We start from the raw sequence: 13,727 nt of genomic DNA, 5'->3' as shown, positions 1-13,727 counted from the left end.
TCCTCCCCGCTAGGCCGTTATATGCGGTGGCTGGGCGCTCCCGCCCAGCACTACCTGCGCATCGGCATTGCAATATCGCTGTTGGTGCACGCCGGCGCCCTGGCGTGGCGCTTCGGCGTGCCCGCGCTTACCCGGCCGCCCGTAACCAGCCTGGAAGTGGTGTTGCTGAACGCCCGCAGCGAAACCCCGCCCGAGGCGCCGCGCGCCCAGGCGCAAAACCAGATGACCGGTGGCGGCAATGCCGAACAAGGCATGACCACCACGCCGCTGCCCCAGACCGGCGCAGCCGCCGAGACCATCGTGCTGGAAGCCATGCGCCGCCGCCAGGTGCAGCTGGAAGCCGAACAAACCCGCCTGATGACCCAATTGCGCTCGGCGCAACAGGCCGGCGCCGAACGCCAGGCCGTCAACCCCTGGCCCGACGGCGCCGACCTGGGCAAGGACGCCGAGGACCAGGCCAGCGTGATCCAGAACGCCCAGGTTGCCGCGCTGGCCGCGCGCGTCCAGCAATACAGCAACGAACCCCGCAAGCAGTTCGTCGCGCCGTCCGCCGAAGCCTCGCGCTACGCCGCCTACCTGGACGCGTGGCGCGCCCGCATTGAAACCGTCGGCACCCAGCACTACCCGGACGAGGCGCGCGGACGCATCTACGGATCGTTGCGCATTACCGTATCGGTGCGCGCCGACGGCAGCATCGCCAACGTGGAAATCGACCAGCCGTCCCCGCATGCCGTGCTGAACCAAGCCGCGCGCCGCATCGTCCAGCTGGCCGCGCCCTTCCCGCCCTTCCCCCCCGATATCGCGCGCGATACCGACGTGCTGGTCATCACCCGTACGTGGCATTTCGTCAACGACACCCTGGAAACCCAAGCCCCATGACCGAGGCGCCCCCTCTTGCCCGCTACGCCGTCATCGGCAACCCCGTCGCGCACAGCCGCTCGCCCCAGATCCACGCCATGTTTTCCCAGCAGACCGGCAAGCCGCTGCGCTACGAGCGCCTGCTGGCGCCGGTCGACGGCTTTGGCGACGCGGTGGCCGCATTCGTGGCCGAGGGCGGGCTGGGGCTGAACGTCACGGTGCCTTTCAAGCTGGATGCCTACGCGCTGGCGGCGGGCCACCTGTCGGCCCGCGCGCGCCTGGCCGGCGCCGTCAACACCTTGTCCTGGCGCGATGGCGCCTGGCACGGCTGCAATACCGATGGCGTGGGCCTGGTGTCGGACCTGCAACGCCTGGGCCTGCGGCTGGCCGATGCCGCCGTGCTGATGGTGGGCGCGGGCGGCGCGGCGCGCGGCGTGCTGCAACCGCTGGCGCAAGCCGGCTGCGCGCGCATCCACATCGTGAACCGCACCGCGTCCAAGGCGCTGGAACTGGCCGATGCCTGGCGCGCCACCGGCGTGTCGCCCCAGACCCAGGTCACGGCGGGCGGCTTGACCGACGCCGCGCGGCCCGGCGGCTGGAACCTGGTCATCAATGCCACGGCCAGCGGCTTGCAGGATGCCGCGCCGGACCTGCCGCCCGGCTTGTACGCGCCGGGCGCCGCCGCCTACGACATGATGTACGGCGCCAAGCCCACCGCCTTCATGAAGCAGGCCGAGGCCGACGGGGCCAGCTTGACGGCCGACGGGCTGGGCATGCTGGTGGGCCAGGCCGCCGAGAGCTTTCTGATCTGGCATGGCGTGCGCCCCGACCCGGCGCCGGTGCTGGCCGCGCTGCGCGAGGCCCTGGCGGCCGGACACTAAGCGGCATGGCGACGCGCAAGCAGGGCCGATCCTGGTTCCGGATCATCACCGGCGTGCTGATGGCGCTGGTGTGCGCGGTGCTGTTGTACCAATTCTGGCTGTTCTCGCAGGTGGTCTGGTACAACTACCGCGATCCCGGCAGCAGCGCGATCATGCGCGAAGAACGCTCGCGCCTGCGCGAAGGCAACCCCGCCTTCCAGCTGAAATACGAATGGGTCCCCTACGACAAGATCAGCCGCAACCTCAAGCGCGCGGTGGTGGCGTCCGAGGATTCCAAGTTCACCGAACACGACGGCATCGAATGGGACGCCATCCGCAAGGCCTGGGAATACAACCAGCGCCAGGAAGAAGCCGGCCGCAGCAAGATGCGCGGCGGCTCCACCATTACGCAGCAGCTGGCCAAGAATATGTTCCTGTCCAGTTCGCGCAGTTACATCCGCAAAGGGCAGGAACTGGTCCTGGCCTACATGATCGAACACGTCATGAGCAAGGAACGCATTCTTGAGCTGTATCTGAACGTGGCCGAGTGGGGCGTGGGCGTCTTTGGTGCACAAGCCGCCGCGCAGCACTATTTCAATACGTCGGCCGCCAACCTCAGCGCCAGCCAGTCCGCGCGGCTGGCCGCCATGCTGCCCAACCCGCGCTTCTACGACACCCGCCGCAATTCCAATTACCTGAACTCCCGCGTGGGGGTGCTGACCCGCCGGATGCAGATGGTGGACATCCCCTGATCCGCCTTGACGTCCCCGTGACGCATTCTTGCGTCTCCTGACCTCCCGAACCCGCCGCCCGCTACGCGCACTTCGCACCCTGGGCGGTGGGATTTGTTAAGCTTTCACGTTTAGCGCTTCCCCACATTTTCATGCGTACCGCCCGTCGCTACCTGGCCCGCGAAATCTATCGCTCTTGTGCAGTGGTCCTTATGGCCCTGCTCGGCCTTTTCACATTCTTCGCGCTGGTAGACGACCTGGACAACGTGGGCGACAAGTTCTCCATGATGGCCCTGCTCTACATGCAGGCGCTGGCCATACCCACCCGTCTGTACGATCTGCTGCCCATCGGCCTGTTGATCGGCGCGATCCTGGCGCTGGCCGGCCTGGCCCAGCGCAACGAACTGGTCATCCTGCGCGTCTCGGGCGTCAGCGGCATGCGGCTGTTGCGCATGCTGTGGGTGGTGACCATCCCGCTGATGATCGGCGCCGCCCTGTTGTCCGAATACGTCACGCCCTGGGCCGAAATCAAAAGCGGCGAAGCCAACCTGATGTTTCGCGGCAAGGCCGGCGGCGACCGCCTGAAAAGCGGCTACTGGTTCAAGGAACCCACCGCCAACGGCGGCATGCGCATCATCAACATCGCCGAACTCAAGGGCGACGGCCAGGTGGCCGGCATCACCCTTTACGAATTCAAGAAAGACCAGACGCTGACCGTGCTGTCCACGGCGCCCACCGGCCTGTTCGCGCATGGCGACCTGGTGCTGAAAGACGTGTCGGAAACCCGCCTGGACGACGACGCGGCCGAAGCACTGGCCAACGCGCGCCAACCCAAGAACCCGCCCGCCTCGGTCGCCAAGGTGCCCGAGCGCACGGTGGACACCACGCTTAGCGCCGAACGCCTGCTGGCCCGCGTGCTGACGCCCGAACGCATGTCCATCGTCACGCTGCTGGACTACGTGCAGTACTTGCGCGACAACCAGCTGCAATATGGTCGACAGGTGGTGGCCCTGTGGCGCAAACTGGCGTATCCGTTCACGCTGCTGGTGATGATCACCATTGCCGCGCCTATCGGCCTGATGCAAACCCGCCGTGGCGGCGTGGGCGCCAAAGTGTTCATCGGCATCCTGCTGGGCGTGGGCTTCTTCATGCTGAACCAGCTGGCGCTTAACGTCGGCATGCTGGGCAAATGGCCGTCATGGCTGACAGCGCTGGGTCCGAACATCGGTGCCATGGCTCTGGCCTTGGGCGCGATGAGCTACATGGAATACCGCCACACGATCACGCGCGTGGTCCAACAACGCTGGCCCTGGAGCAAGAGTCCCGCATGAACGGCAGTATCTGGATGATCGGCGACGTGCAGGGGTGCTGCTCGCCGCTGGACCGCTTGCTGGCCCATCCCGACCTGGTCGGAGACCCCCGTTCGCGCTTCTGGTTCGCGGGCGACCTGGTCAACCGGGGGCCGCAATCGCTGGAAACCCTGCGCCGCATCATCGATCTGGGCGACCGCGCCACCTCGGTGCTGGGCAACCATGACCTGCACCTGCTGGCCGCCGCGGCCGGCGTGCGCAAGCCGTCCAAGTCCGACACGCTGGACCCGATCCTTCGCGCGCCCGACGCCGCCGAACTCATCAACTGGTTGCGCTTTCGCCCGCTGGCCCATTTTGAACAAGGCCATCTGCTGGTGCACGCCGGTACGCTGGCCAAGTGGGACGTGGCCAAGACCCTGTCACTGGCCGGCGAAGTGCAGGACGCGCTGCGCGGCCCGAACTGGCACAAGGCGCTGCAAAAGATGTACGGCAACGAGCCGGCCACGTGGAAAGAAGACCACAAGGGCGGCAAGCGGATGCGGGTCATCATCAACGCGCTGACGCGTATCCGCCTGTGCACGCCCAACGGCCACATGGAATTTGCCACCAAGGTGGCCCCCGGCGCGTGGCCGCCCAACCTGGTGCCCTGGTTTGACGTGCCCAATCGCGCCACGCGCGACATCACAACCGTGTTCGGCCACTGGTCCACGCTGGGCCTGCTACAGCGCCCCGACGTGATCTGCCTGGACACGGGCTGCGTCTGGGGCGGCGCGCTGACGGCCTTGCGCCTGCAAGACCGCAAGCTGGTCCAGGTCAAGTGCTCGCAATTCCAGAACCCGCTGTCGGACTGACGCCGCCACGCGCTCAGTGACGGATTTCGGCCAGGAACTTCTGCGCCCGCACCGTTGCGGGCCGGCTGAAGAACGCGTCGGGCGTGCCCGTTTCCACGATGCGCCCGGCGTCCATGAACCACACGCGGTCCGCCACTTCACGCGCGAAACCCATTTCGTGCGTCACGCACACCATCGTCATCCCGTCCTTGGCCAGGCCCTTCATCACCTGTAGCACCTCGCCCACCATCTCGGGGTCCAGCGCGCTGGTCGGCTCGTCAAACAGCATCACGGGCGGGTTCATCGCCAACGCACGCGCAATCGCCACGCGTTGCTGCTGACCGCCCGACAACTGGGCGGGATACGCCTCTGCCTTGTGCGACAGGCCCACGCGTTCCAGCAATTGCAGCGCCCGCTCGCGCGCTTCGGGACGCCGCGCGCGTTTCAATTGCAGCGGCGCCAGCATCAGGTTTTCCAGCACGGACAGATGCGGGAACAGGTTGAACTGCTGGAACACGAAGCCGATGTGGCTGCGCAGCTGGTCCAGGTGCACCTTCGGCCCGTAGATGTCCTGCCCGTTCACTTCAATGAGGCCCTTCTGAATGGGTTCCAGCCGGTTGATGGTGCGGATCAAGGTGGATTTACCCGACCCCGACGGCCCGCACACGACGACGACTTCGCCCTGCCTGACCTCTTCGGTCACGTCGGCCAGCGCCTGGTAATCGCCATACCACTTCTGCACTTGTGAAAATCGGATCATGTCGGCACCACTTTAGGGGCGGCCCCCAGCCCGGCGCGCCGTCTGCCGATACGTCGTTCGGTCAGGTGCACCAAGGAACTCAGGCCAAAATTCAAAACAAAATAGGTCATCGCCAGCAAGCCGAACACTTCAAACGGCTTGGTCAGCAACACGCTGTTGATCTGGTTGGCGGCGTAGGTCAGCTCCTGCACGCTGATGACGTAGGCCAGCGACGTTTCCTTCACCGTCGAGACGAACTGGCTCAGCATGCTGGGCAGCATGTTGTAGAGCGCCTGCGGCAGGATCACGCGCCGCATCGTCTGCATATACGACAGGCCCAGCGCCCGGCTGGCCTCTTGCTGTCCGGGCGGCAACGCCTGGATGCCGGCGCGGATGATCTCGGCCAGGTACGCGCTTTCGTAGCACACCAGCGCAACCACCATCGTGGTCGTGCCCGCCACGGGCCGGCCGATGATGAGCGGCACAAAAAAGTATGCCCAGAAAATAAACATCAGCAGCGGCAGCCCGCGCACCAGATACACCACGGCCGACGACGGCCAGTAGAAGATCCGGTAGGGGCTGATCCGGCCCAGCGCCAGCAGCACGCCGCAAGGCAGCGCCAACGCCAGGCTGATCGCCGCCAGGCCCAGCGTGGCGACCAGGCCGCCGACCGGGCCGTGCGGATACTGCCCGATCAGTAGCAGCAGCCAGTTGTCTTTCAGGATGTCCCACATATCAGCGCGCCCCCAGCGGACGATACCGTCGTTGCAAGATCGCGCCGCCACCCATGATGAGGAACGACAGCACCAGATAAATCACCGTCACCACCGCATAGGCCTCGAACGTGCGGAACGTGTAGTTCTCGATTTCGCGCCCGGCCGCCGTCAGCTCCGTCACCCCGATCGCCATCGCCAGGCTGGTGTTCTTCAACAACAGCAGCGTCTGGTTCAGCAGCGGCGGAATGGCGATGCGAAACGCCTGCGGCAGCACCACGCAGCGCATGGTGCGCAGAAAGCCCAGGCCCAGCGCCCGCGCGGCCTCGACCTGCCCCGGCGCAATGCCGCGCACGGCGCTGCGCAGGTCTTCGCAGATGTAGGCCGACATCACCAGCGCGATGGCGATGCACGACATGATGAATTCACTGCCGTGGCTGTTGAGCCAGTCGCTGGCCCCTTGCGGCAGCAGCGCCGGCACGCCGAAGTACCAGAACAGGATGTGCACCAGCATGGGCACGTTGCGATGAAACGCCACATAGGTGGCGATCACCGCGTTGGCCACGGGCGAGCCCGTCAGGCGGATCACCGCCAACAGGCTGCCCACGCCGAACGCCAGCACCCAGGACAGCCCCGCCAGCGCCAGGGTGGTGACGAATCCCCTCCACAGCCACGTTGGATACTCGCCCTGGAAAATGGCGTTGAAGTCGAAAACGTAATGCATCGAGACAGGCTCCGGCGCGCGTCGCGCATCAACCCTTGATGGCTTCGATGCGGAAGTCGCGCTTCATGTTGAACTGCGTGCCGGCGCCGAACCACTTGTCGAACACCTTACCGGCCTGGCCAGATGCCTCCATGCCGTCCAGCACCTTGTTGACCTGGTTCAACATCGCCGTGTCGCCCTTGCGCACGCCCATGCCCCAGGGCTCGACGAACAGCGCCGGCTCCAGAATCTTGACGGGCACGGCGCTGGTGGCCGCCTGATGCTGAAGCTTGACCAGCATCAGCTCAGACCCGACAAAGCCGCTGACCTTGCCTTGCTGCAAGGCCAGGAACGCGCCGCTGGGGTCCTTGAACGTCACGGGGTCCACGTTGGGGATGTTCTTGCGAGCGCCTTGCTCGGACGACGAGCCGCGCACCGCGCTGACGCGCTTGCCGGCCAGGTCGGCGGGCGCCTTCAGGTCTTTCTCGGAATCGCGGGCCAGGATCTTTTGCAGGCTGACGAAATGCTGGTGCGAATAATCGATCTGCTGCGCGCGTTCGGGGCTCCAGCCCAGGTTGGCCGCCACCACATCGACGCGACCCGCGATCAGTTCGGGGATGCGGGCCTCAACGGCGATCAGCTTGAGCTCCAGCGGTACGCCCAGGCTGTCGGCCACCGCCTGGCACATATCGACTTCATACCCGACCACGGCACGGGTCTTGGGGTCCTGAAAGCTGAAGGGCTCGGCGGTGCCCATGGTGCCGCAAATGAATTTGCCGCGCGCCTTGATGTCCTGCAACGTGTCCGCGTGCGCGGCGGGCGCCAGCGTGGCGGCAACGCCCACGGCGGCAAGAAGGCTGGCGATGGTGGTCTTCATGAATATTCCCCTTGAGTATCGGTATGTAGGTCAATCCAGCGCCGCGCAAGCCTGGGCGATGCGGCGGCATCCTTCTTCGATGTTTTCCATCGATGTGGCAAAGCTCAGGCGCAGGTACGGCGACAAGCCATAGGCCGCGCCGTCCAGCACGGCGACACCCGCGTCATCCAGCAGGTACATCACCACGTCCAAATCGGTTTGCAGCACGCGGCCGCCGGGCTTGCGCTTGCCCAGCAAGCCTTCCACCGACGGATAGACGTAGAACGCGCCCTGCGGTTGCGGGCAGCGAATACCGGGCACGGCGTTCAGCAAAGACACGATGCGGTCACGCCGCGCATGGAAGATGGCGGCGGCGTCGGTGACGCAGCGCTGGTCTGCGGTCAAGGCCACGCGGGCGGCCGCCTGGCTGATGGCGCTGACGCAGCTGGTGCTTTGCGAGATCAGCGTGGCCATGGCGCGGATCAGCGGCTTGGGACCGCCCGCATAACCCAGGCGCCAACCCGTCATCGCATAGGCCTTGGACACGCCGTTGATGGTCAGCGTGCGGCCCGCCAGCGCCGGCACCACGGCCGCCGGCGAGGCATGGCGCGCATCGCCATACGCCAGGTGTTCGTAGATTTCGTCGGTCAGCAACCACACGTGGGGATGGCGCGCCAGCACCTCGCCCAGCGCTTGCAGCTCCGCTTCGCTGTACATCGCGCCGGTGGGGTTGCTGGGGGTGTTCAGCAGCAGCCACTTCGTACGTGGCGTGATGGCTTGTTCCAGCGCTTGCGGCGTCAGCTTGAAGCCGTCGGCTTCGGGGCAGGCGACCACCACCGGCTTACCGTCGTTGACCAGCACCATGTCCGGGTACGACACCCAGTACGGCGCGGGGATGATGACTTCGTCGCCGGCCTGCACGGAGGCGGCCAGCGCCGTGAAGATGAGCTGCTTGGCGCCCACGCCCACGATCAGTTCGTCCAGGCCGTAGTCCAGGCCGTTCTCGCGCTGGAACTTGGCGCGCACCGCTTCCAGCAGCGGCTTGGCGCCGACTGACGCGGTGTAGCGGATGTCGCCGCTGTTCAGCGCGTCGATGCCAGCCTGAACGATGTGCGCGGGCGTGGGCAGGTCCGGCTCACCGACCGTGAAGTCGACGATGTCGCGGCCCTGCGCGCGCAGTTGATCCACGCGCGTCTTGGCGGCCATGCTGGGCGATGGCTTGATGGCTAGGGCGCGGTCAGCCAGGAAGGCGGTGTCGGCGGCGTTCATGCCAGCCCCTTGGCGGCAAACGCGGCCTGCATCCAGCTTTGCGTCTTATCGCCCTTGGCGATCTCGGCCATGATGCGTTCTTCCTTGGCGGCGTGCGCGTGCGCGGCCTCGATCAGGCTTTGCGCGTCGGACGCGGGAAAGCTGACCAGGCCGTCTTCGTCGCCGACCAGGATGTCGCCGGGGTGGATGACCTGGCCGCCGATCGACACGGGCACGTTGACTTCGCCCGGGCCGTCTTTGTACGGGCCACGATGGATGTGGCCGCGCGCATAGCAGGGAAAGCTGTCGGCCTCGAACGCGGCCACGTCGCGGATCGCGCCGTCGACCACCACGCCGGCGCAGCCGTGCAGTTGCAAATAGCGCTTCATGATTTCGCCCAGCACGGCGTTGGACAAGTCGCCGCCCGCATCCACCACCAGCACGTGGCCGGGCTGGATCTGCATCATGGCCTTGTAGATCATCAGGTTGTCGCCCGGGCGGGTCTTGACGGTCAAGGCAGTGCCAACAAGCTTGCCGCTGCGGTTGTAGCGGTGCAGGCCCGAGATGCCTTCGCGGCGCGCCAGGTTGTCGCTAAGGTGCGGCGTGACGATGCCGGCCAGGGCTTGGAGTACGGCGGCGGGAGCAACGGGGGAAGCCGGCAATTGGCGTGCGCCGGTAAGAATCTGAGCCATGACGATCTGCAACGTCCTCTATCGAAAGCCGCCGGTGGCAAGGGGGGTAAGGCTTCGGGATGCCGGCGGTCGGGGTGGGTTCAGATCGCATGTTGCGAGCTTTTCGTTTTCAGAAAAAGGGATTAAATTTCCACGATCTATATCGCTTTTAAGAATATACGGGTTAGCCCTAGGCGGAAATTTCGGAATGAACATCACCCTTGCTCAGGGCTCGACATGCTGACCTTCAAGCAGATCGAGGCGCTGTACTGGACCGTGCGGCTGGGCACGTTTTCGGCATCGGCGCAAAAGCTGCACACCACGCAATCGGCCATCACCAAGCGCATCCAGGAACTGGAGGCGGACTTCGACGTGGCGCTGTTCGACCGCTCGGGCCACCGCGCGGAATTGACGGCGCGCGGGCACGAGGTCTATGCGCTGGCCGAAGAAATGCTGGGGCATCGCGACCGCTTGCTGGTGCGCTTGAAGGGCCAGCACACGCTGACCGGCACGTTTCGCTTCGGCATCACCGAGATCACGGCAATGACGTGGCTGCCCGCGCTGATCCGCCTGCTGCGCGCGCACTATCCGCGCATCACGCTTGAGCCGCACATCGACCTGGGCGCCGACCTGCTCAAGCGCTTGCAGGCCGGGCAGCTGGACATGGCGTTCCTGCATGGGGAATTCGCGGAACCCAACTTGCAGGTGGTGGCGCTACAGCGACTGGAATTCGCGTGGATGGGCAGCCCCGACCTGATCGACGCCAGCCGCGTCTACACGCCCGCCGACATCGCGCGCCTGCCGCTGCTGCGGCAAAGCCGCGAATCGGGCTTGAACATGATTTACGACGGGTGGTTGCGGCCGCACACGCCCGACAGCAATATCTTCACGATCAACAGCCTGATCGCAATGGCGGGGCTGACCGCCGCCGGCTTTGGCGTCAGCTGCCTGCCGCGCGATTACTTTGCGGACATGGTCAGCAAGAAGCAGCTGGTGATTGCGCGCACCAGCACCGCGCCGCCGCAATCGGTCTACAGCGCGATGTTCCGCCGTGACGCGGACGTGGCGTTTTGTGAAAGCGTGGCCGAGCTGGCCGAGAGTTGCTGCGAGTTTTCCGGCGGCATCTGAAGCCCGCCGGTGGGTCGGGCGCGGGCGTTACAACACGCCCAGGATTGCGTCGCGAGCCTGATGCGACAGCTCCAGCCGCGTGGGCAGGCTGCCATCCGGATGCCGCGCCGCCAGCGGCGGCAGGAACACCACTTCAACGGCCAGCCCCGTCGCGCCCAACACGCGCCAAAGATTGGCCACCAGGCTTTCTTCGCCAACAAAGGCGGCAAAGCCGTCGCGCTTGCCGTGGCGCAGGAAGCGCAGCGCCACCGGCTGGATCTCAACGGCCGCCGAACGCGCCGGTTCGAACAGGCTGGCATGAAATGGAAGCAGGTCGAAGCCTTCGGTCGTGGTGCCTTCGGGAAACAGCCCCACCGCATCGCCCAGCTTGAACCGGGCCTGCATGGCCTCGCCCATCGCGTGCACCGCGTGCCGTTGGCCGCGTTCGATGAACAAGGTGCCGGCGCCCGCCACCAGCCAGCCGATCACCGGCCATTTGCGGATCTCGCTTTTGGCGACGAACGAGGTGGCGCGCGCGGAATTCAGGACGAAGATATCGATCCACGACACATGGTTAGCCACCAGCAGCACGGGCCCGGTCATGCGGGGATCGCCTTTGAAAGCGACCTTCAGGCCACAGACGGCCATCAACGCGCGAGACCATGAACGGTTCAGCCACGCGCGCGTCGCGGGGCGGATGAAGGGGTAGACAAGGCCCACGCACACCAGGCCATAGACAATCAGCGGCAGCACCAGGGCCAACCGTAAGACAAAGCGCAGCAGCTTCAAACTGAAGTCTCCCAGGCCAGTTGGCCACCGACCACGGTGGCGCGTACCCGACCGGGCAGCATCATACCCGCGAACGGCGTGTGCGGGCTGCGGCTTTGCAGCGCCGACGGCGTCACCAGCCATTCGGCGTCCAGGTCCACCACGCAAGCATCGGCGGGCGCACCCACGCCCAGTTGCCCGGCCTGCGCCGCGCTGCTTGTTGAGCCGACAGCCGGGGCAAATGCCGAGCCGACCGTCCGGCGATTCTCCAGGCTGTTCAATACGGCGCCGGGGCCGCAGGTGACGCGCGCCAGCGCGTCGGCCAGCGGCACACGATGGTCGCGCGCCCATTTCAAGGTCAAGGACAGCAACAGCTCCAACGCCGTTGCCCCTGGCGTGGACGACGCGAACGGCGCCGCCTTGCCCAGCGTGTCCACGGGCGTGTGGTCCGAACACAGCGCCGCGACCAGGCCGTCGGCCAACGCCGCCTGGATGGCGTCGCGGTCACGCTGGCCGCGCAGCGGCGGTTGCAGGTGGTAGTGCGTGTCGAAGAATCCGATGTCCACGTCGGTCAGGTGCAGGTTGTGGACCGACACGTCCGCCGTCACCGCCAGCCCCTCGCGCTTGGCCGCGCGCAGCAGCGCCAAGCCCGCCGCCGTGGACAACCGCGTCAGGTGCACGCGCGCGCCCGTTGCCCGCTGCAATTCGAAAATCGTATTCAGCGCGATCGTTTCCGCTTGCGGCGGCAGGCCTTCCAGCCCCAGCCGTTCGGCATAGGCGCCCCCGGCAACCACGGCGCACGGCGCCAACCACGGGTCTTGCGGGCGCAGCCACAGCGTGTGGCCCAGCCCGCTGGCATAACGCATCGCGCCCCACAGCACACGGGTATCCGCGATGCCATGTTCGCCCTGTGCGAACGCCACGCAACCGGCCTGGGCCAGCAAGCCCATCTCCGTCAGCGTCTGGCCCGCCAGCCCAACCGTCATCGCGCCCAGCGGGTAGATGCGCGGGTGGCCGGCTTCCTGTTGGCGCATCAGCGCGTCGACCTTGCCCGGTTCGTCCGGCGCGGCGTCGGCATCCGGCGGCATCACCAGGCGCGTCACGCCGCCTGCCAATGCCGCGCGCAATTCGGCGGGCGCGAAGGCCAGACCGGTCGCGTGGCCAGGCTGCGCGACGCGGGCCGACAAGTCGACCAGGCCGGGCAACACGGCCAAGCCCTGCGCATCGAATACACGGTCGGCCTGGAAGCCGTCGGGCGCGTTGCCCACCGCGACGACATGGCCGTCGGCAAGGTAAAGATCGTGCCGCCCGTCCACCGCATTGGCGGGATCGATCAGGCGGCCGTTGGCGATATGCAGCCTCATGGCGCGTCTCCGGCCAGCAGGCTCAACGCGGCCAGGCGCAGATGCTGTTCCAGGTCCGCCAACTGCGCCTGCACGGGCGGCAGGCTGGCGGCCACGTCGCCGTCCACTTCCACGCCCGGCGTCAATGCGCCCACGGGCAACAGCAGCGCATCGGGTTTGGCGGCGGCAAGCGCGGCGGGCGTCAGGCCGTAGCCATGTGCGTATTCGCGCGCAGACGGCAGCAGCGCGCCGCTGATCTGCTCAACCTTCAACGGCAAGACGATGATGACGTCGGCGTCCAGCAAGCCTTCGTATAGGCTGCCGCATTCGCGCACGCCCAACTGCGGCAAGCCTTCCGGCAGCAAGGTGCGCGGCGCGACCACGCGCACTTCGGGCACGCCCAGCGTGGTCATGGCGTGGATGACGGAACGCGCCACGCCGCAATGGCGCACGTCGCCCACCAGCGTCACGGCCAGGTTGGTCAGGTCCTGCCTTGCGTTCAGCATCGCCTGCACCAGCGCCAGGGCAGGCAAGGGGTCGGCATGCGATCCATCGCCGGCATTAAGAATGCGCAGTCCCGGCGCGGCATGCGCGGCGGCGCAATGCGCCGCGCCACTGGCCGCGTGGCGCAATACCAGCACGCCCGGCTGCAAACCGGCCACGGTCTGCGCCAGGGGATCGCCGGCGTGCGGGTCCACGGCTTGCGCGTCCAGGACCACGGGCAGCAGGGACAGGCGCGTCGCGCAGGCGGCATACGCCTCGCGGTCGTCAGCCAGGGACAGGAACACGGGACATGGCGCGGCGATGGCGTCGGACGTGGCGGAGAACGACGTGGGGGAGACGGGCACGGAGAGCGTCGGCGCCGTGTCTGCCGACCGGGCATAGCCGCGCGCATCGTCAAGCAAGCGCTGGACGTGGCGCTTGGGCAGCCCTTCCGTTGTCAGCAGATGGATGAGTTCGCCGCGGCGATCAAGTTGCGGATTGAGCATA

15 protein-coding genes are annotated in these 13,727 nt (G+C 66.6%); 6 read left to right on the top strand and 9 right to left on the bottom strand.

Annotated elements, in window-relative coordinates:
* Window positions 1–21 precede the first annotated feature (21 nt).
* From KYT87_RS02590 to KYT87_RS02570, 5 genes are all read left to right on the top strand, one after another.
* Window positions 22–879, top strand: a complete 858-nt coding sequence (locus tag KYT87_RS02590) for a TonB family protein (RefSeq protein WP_046806540.1) — start codon at window positions 22–24, stop codon at window positions 877–879.
* The gene (aroE, locus tag KYT87_RS02585; protein ID WP_046806541.1) at window positions 876–1,739 is read left to right on the top strand and encodes a shikimate dehydrogenase; all 864 of its coding nucleotides are present in this window, start codon (window positions 876–878) and stop codon (window positions 1,737–1,739) included. Before KYT87_RS02590 ends, aroE begins: the two co-directional genes overlap by 4 nt.
* A 5-nt stretch (window positions 1,740–1,744) precedes the next feature.
* Complete coding sequence (mtgA, locus tag KYT87_RS02580) at window positions 1,745–2,470, top strand: monofunctional biosynthetic peptidoglycan transglycosylase (RefSeq protein WP_046806542.1); 726 nt, start codon at window positions 1,745–1,747, stop codon at window positions 2,468–2,470.
* A 131-nt stretch (window positions 2,471–2,601) separates the two neighbouring features.
* A complete protein-coding gene (gene lptG / locus KYT87_RS02575; RefSeq protein ID WP_104145191.1) occupies window positions 2,602–3,780 on the top strand; it encodes an LPS export ABC transporter permease LptG in 1,179 nt (392 codons plus the stop codon).
* Window positions 3,777–4,610 (top strand): symmetrical bis(5'-nucleosyl)-tetraphosphatase, encoded by an 834-nt coding sequence (locus KYT87_RS02570; RefSeq protein WP_046806544.1) that lies wholly within the window; start codon window positions 3,777–3,779, stop codon window positions 4,608–4,610. The genes lptG and KYT87_RS02570 overlap by 4 nt, the downstream gene beginning before the upstream one ends.
* A gap of 13 nt (window positions 4,611–4,623) precedes the next feature.
* Here the strand turns inward: KYT87_RS02570 and KYT87_RS02565 are convergent, their stop codons facing one another.
* From KYT87_RS02565 to KYT87_RS02540, 6 genes are read right to left on the bottom strand one after another with little or no spacing between them, the layout of a single operon-like run.
* Entirely contained in the window at window positions 4,624–5,349 is a 726-nt protein-coding gene (locus tag KYT87_RS02565; protein ID WP_046806545.1) for an amino acid ABC transporter ATP-binding protein, read from the bottom strand.
* On the bottom strand, window positions 5,346–6,062 hold the full coding sequence (locus KYT87_RS02560; protein WP_046806546.1) for an amino acid ABC transporter permease: 717 nt from the start codon (window positions 6,060–6,062) through the stop codon (window positions 5,346–5,348). The genes KYT87_RS02565 and KYT87_RS02560 overlap by 4 nt, the downstream gene beginning before the upstream one ends.
* 1 nt (window position 6,063) lies before the next feature.
* Window positions 6,064–6,765: an amino acid ABC transporter permease gene (locus KYT87_RS02555; RefSeq protein WP_046806547.1), complete on the bottom strand. Its 702-nt coding sequence runs from the start codon at window positions 6,763–6,765 to the stop codon at window positions 6,064–6,066.
* A 28-nt stretch (window positions 6,766–6,793) separates the two neighbouring features.
* On the bottom strand, window positions 6,794–7,621 hold the full coding sequence (locus tag KYT87_RS02550; protein WP_046806548.1) for an ABC transporter substrate-binding protein: 828 nt from the start codon (window positions 7,619–7,621) through the stop codon (window positions 6,794–6,796).
* Between the two features lie 30 nt (window positions 7,622–7,651).
* Window positions 7,652–8,869, bottom strand: coding sequence for an aminotransferase class I/II-fold pyridoxal phosphate-dependent enzyme (locus tag KYT87_RS02545; RefSeq protein WP_219991650.1), 1,218 nt, complete (start codon window positions 8,867–8,869; stop codon window positions 7,652–7,654).
* Window positions 8,866–9,540 (bottom strand): RraA family protein, encoded by a 675-nt coding sequence (locus KYT87_RS02540; RefSeq protein WP_219991649.1) that lies wholly within the window; start codon window positions 9,538–9,540, stop codon window positions 8,866–8,868. Before KYT87_RS02540 ends, KYT87_RS02545 begins: the two co-directional genes overlap by 4 nt.
* A 216-nt stretch (window positions 9,541–9,756) precedes the next feature.
* Here KYT87_RS02540 and KYT87_RS02535 point away from each other — a divergent pair, with 216 nt between their 5' ends.
* Complete coding sequence (locus KYT87_RS02535) at window positions 9,757–10,647, top strand: LysR family transcriptional regulator (RefSeq protein ID WP_046806551.1); 891 nt, start codon at window positions 9,757–9,759, stop codon at window positions 10,645–10,647.
* A 27-nt stretch (window positions 10,648–10,674) separates the two neighbouring features.
* Here the strand turns inward: KYT87_RS02535 and KYT87_RS02530 are convergent, their stop codons facing one another.
* Genes KYT87_RS02530 through KYT87_RS02520 form a run of 3 tightly spaced genes read right to left on the bottom strand, consistent with a single transcriptional unit; the run spans window position 10,675 to window position 13,726 of the window.
* Window positions 10,675–11,415 (bottom strand): 1-acyl-sn-glycerol-3-phosphate acyltransferase, encoded by a 741-nt coding sequence (locus KYT87_RS02530; protein WP_219991648.1) that lies wholly within the window; start codon window positions 11,413–11,415, stop codon window positions 10,675–10,677.
* Window positions 11,412–12,758 (bottom strand): dihydroorotase, encoded by a 1,347-nt coding sequence (locus KYT87_RS02525; RefSeq protein ID WP_219991647.1) that lies wholly within the window; start codon window positions 12,756–12,758, stop codon window positions 11,412–11,414. Before KYT87_RS02525 ends, KYT87_RS02530 begins: the two co-directional genes overlap by 4 nt.
* Window positions 12,755–13,726: an aspartate carbamoyltransferase gene (locus tag KYT87_RS02520; RefSeq protein WP_219991646.1), complete on the bottom strand. Its 972-nt coding sequence runs from the start codon at window positions 13,724–13,726 to the stop codon at window positions 12,755–12,757. The genes KYT87_RS02525 and KYT87_RS02520 overlap by 4 nt, the downstream gene beginning before the upstream one ends.
* Between the last annotated feature and the right edge of the window lies 1 nt (window position 13,727).

It is taken from the genome of Achromobacter sp. ES-001 (assembly GCF_019448355.1).
GTDB lineage: Bacteria > Pseudomonadota > Gammaproteobacteria > Burkholderiales > Burkholderiaceae_B > Achromobacter > Achromobacter spanius_B.
This window is presented reverse-complemented; position numbering and strand designations above follow the sequence as displayed.

What these genes read in the sequence shown, in the direction of transcription:
- KYT87_RS02590 (WP_046806540.1), top strand. Translation starts at nt 22, where the DNA reads ATGCGGTGGCTGGGCGCTCCCGCCCAGCACTACCTGCGCATCGGCATT.
- aroE (WP_046806541.1), top strand. Translation starts at nt 876, where the DNA reads ATGACCGAGGCGCCCCCTCTTGCCCGCTACGCCGTCATCGGCAACCCC.
- mtgA (WP_046806542.1), top strand. Translation starts at nt 1,745, where the DNA reads ATGGCGACGCGCAAGCAGGGCCGATCCTGGTTCCGGATCATCACCGGC.
- lptG (WP_104145191.1), top strand. Translation starts at nt 2,602, where the DNA reads ATGCGTACCGCCCGTCGCTACCTGGCCCGCGAAATCTATCGCTCTTGT.
- KYT87_RS02570 (WP_046806544.1), top strand. Translation starts at nt 3,777, where the DNA reads ATGAACGGCAGTATCTGGATGATCGGCGACGTGCAGGGGTGCTGCTCG.
- KYT87_RS02565 (WP_046806545.1), bottom strand. Translation starts at nt 5,349, where the DNA reads ATGATCCGATTTTCACAAGTGCAGAAGTGGTATGGCGATTACCAGGCG.
- KYT87_RS02560 (WP_046806546.1), bottom strand. Translation starts at nt 6,062, where the DNA reads ATGTGGGACATCCTGAAAGACAACTGGCTGCTGCTACTGATCGGGCAG.
- KYT87_RS02555 (WP_046806547.1), bottom strand. Translation starts at nt 6,765, where the DNA reads ATGCATTACGTTTTCGACTTCAACGCCATTTTCCAGGGCGAGTATCCA.
- KYT87_RS02550 (WP_046806548.1), bottom strand. Translation starts at nt 7,621, where the DNA reads ATGAAGACCACCATCGCCAGCCTTCTTGCCGCCGTGGGCGTTGCCGCC.
- KYT87_RS02545 (WP_219991650.1), bottom strand. Translation starts at nt 8,869, where the DNA reads ATGAACGCCGCCGACACCGCCTTCCTGGCTGACCGCGCCCTAGCCATC.
- KYT87_RS02540 (WP_219991649.1), bottom strand. Translation starts at nt 9,540, where the DNA reads ATGGCTCAGATTCTTACCGGCGCACGCCAATTGCCGGCTTCCCCCGTT.
- KYT87_RS02535 (WP_046806551.1), top strand. Translation starts at nt 9,757, where the DNA reads ATGCTGACCTTCAAGCAGATCGAGGCGCTGTACTGGACCGTGCGGCTG.
- KYT87_RS02525 (WP_219991647.1), bottom strand. Translation starts at nt 12,758, where the DNA reads ATGAGGCTGCATATCGCCAACGGCCGCCTGATCGATCCCGCCAATGCG.
- KYT87_RS02520 (WP_219991646.1), bottom strand. Translation starts at nt 13,726, where the DNA reads ATGCTCAATCCGCAACTTGATCGCCGCGGCGAACTCATCCATCTGCTG.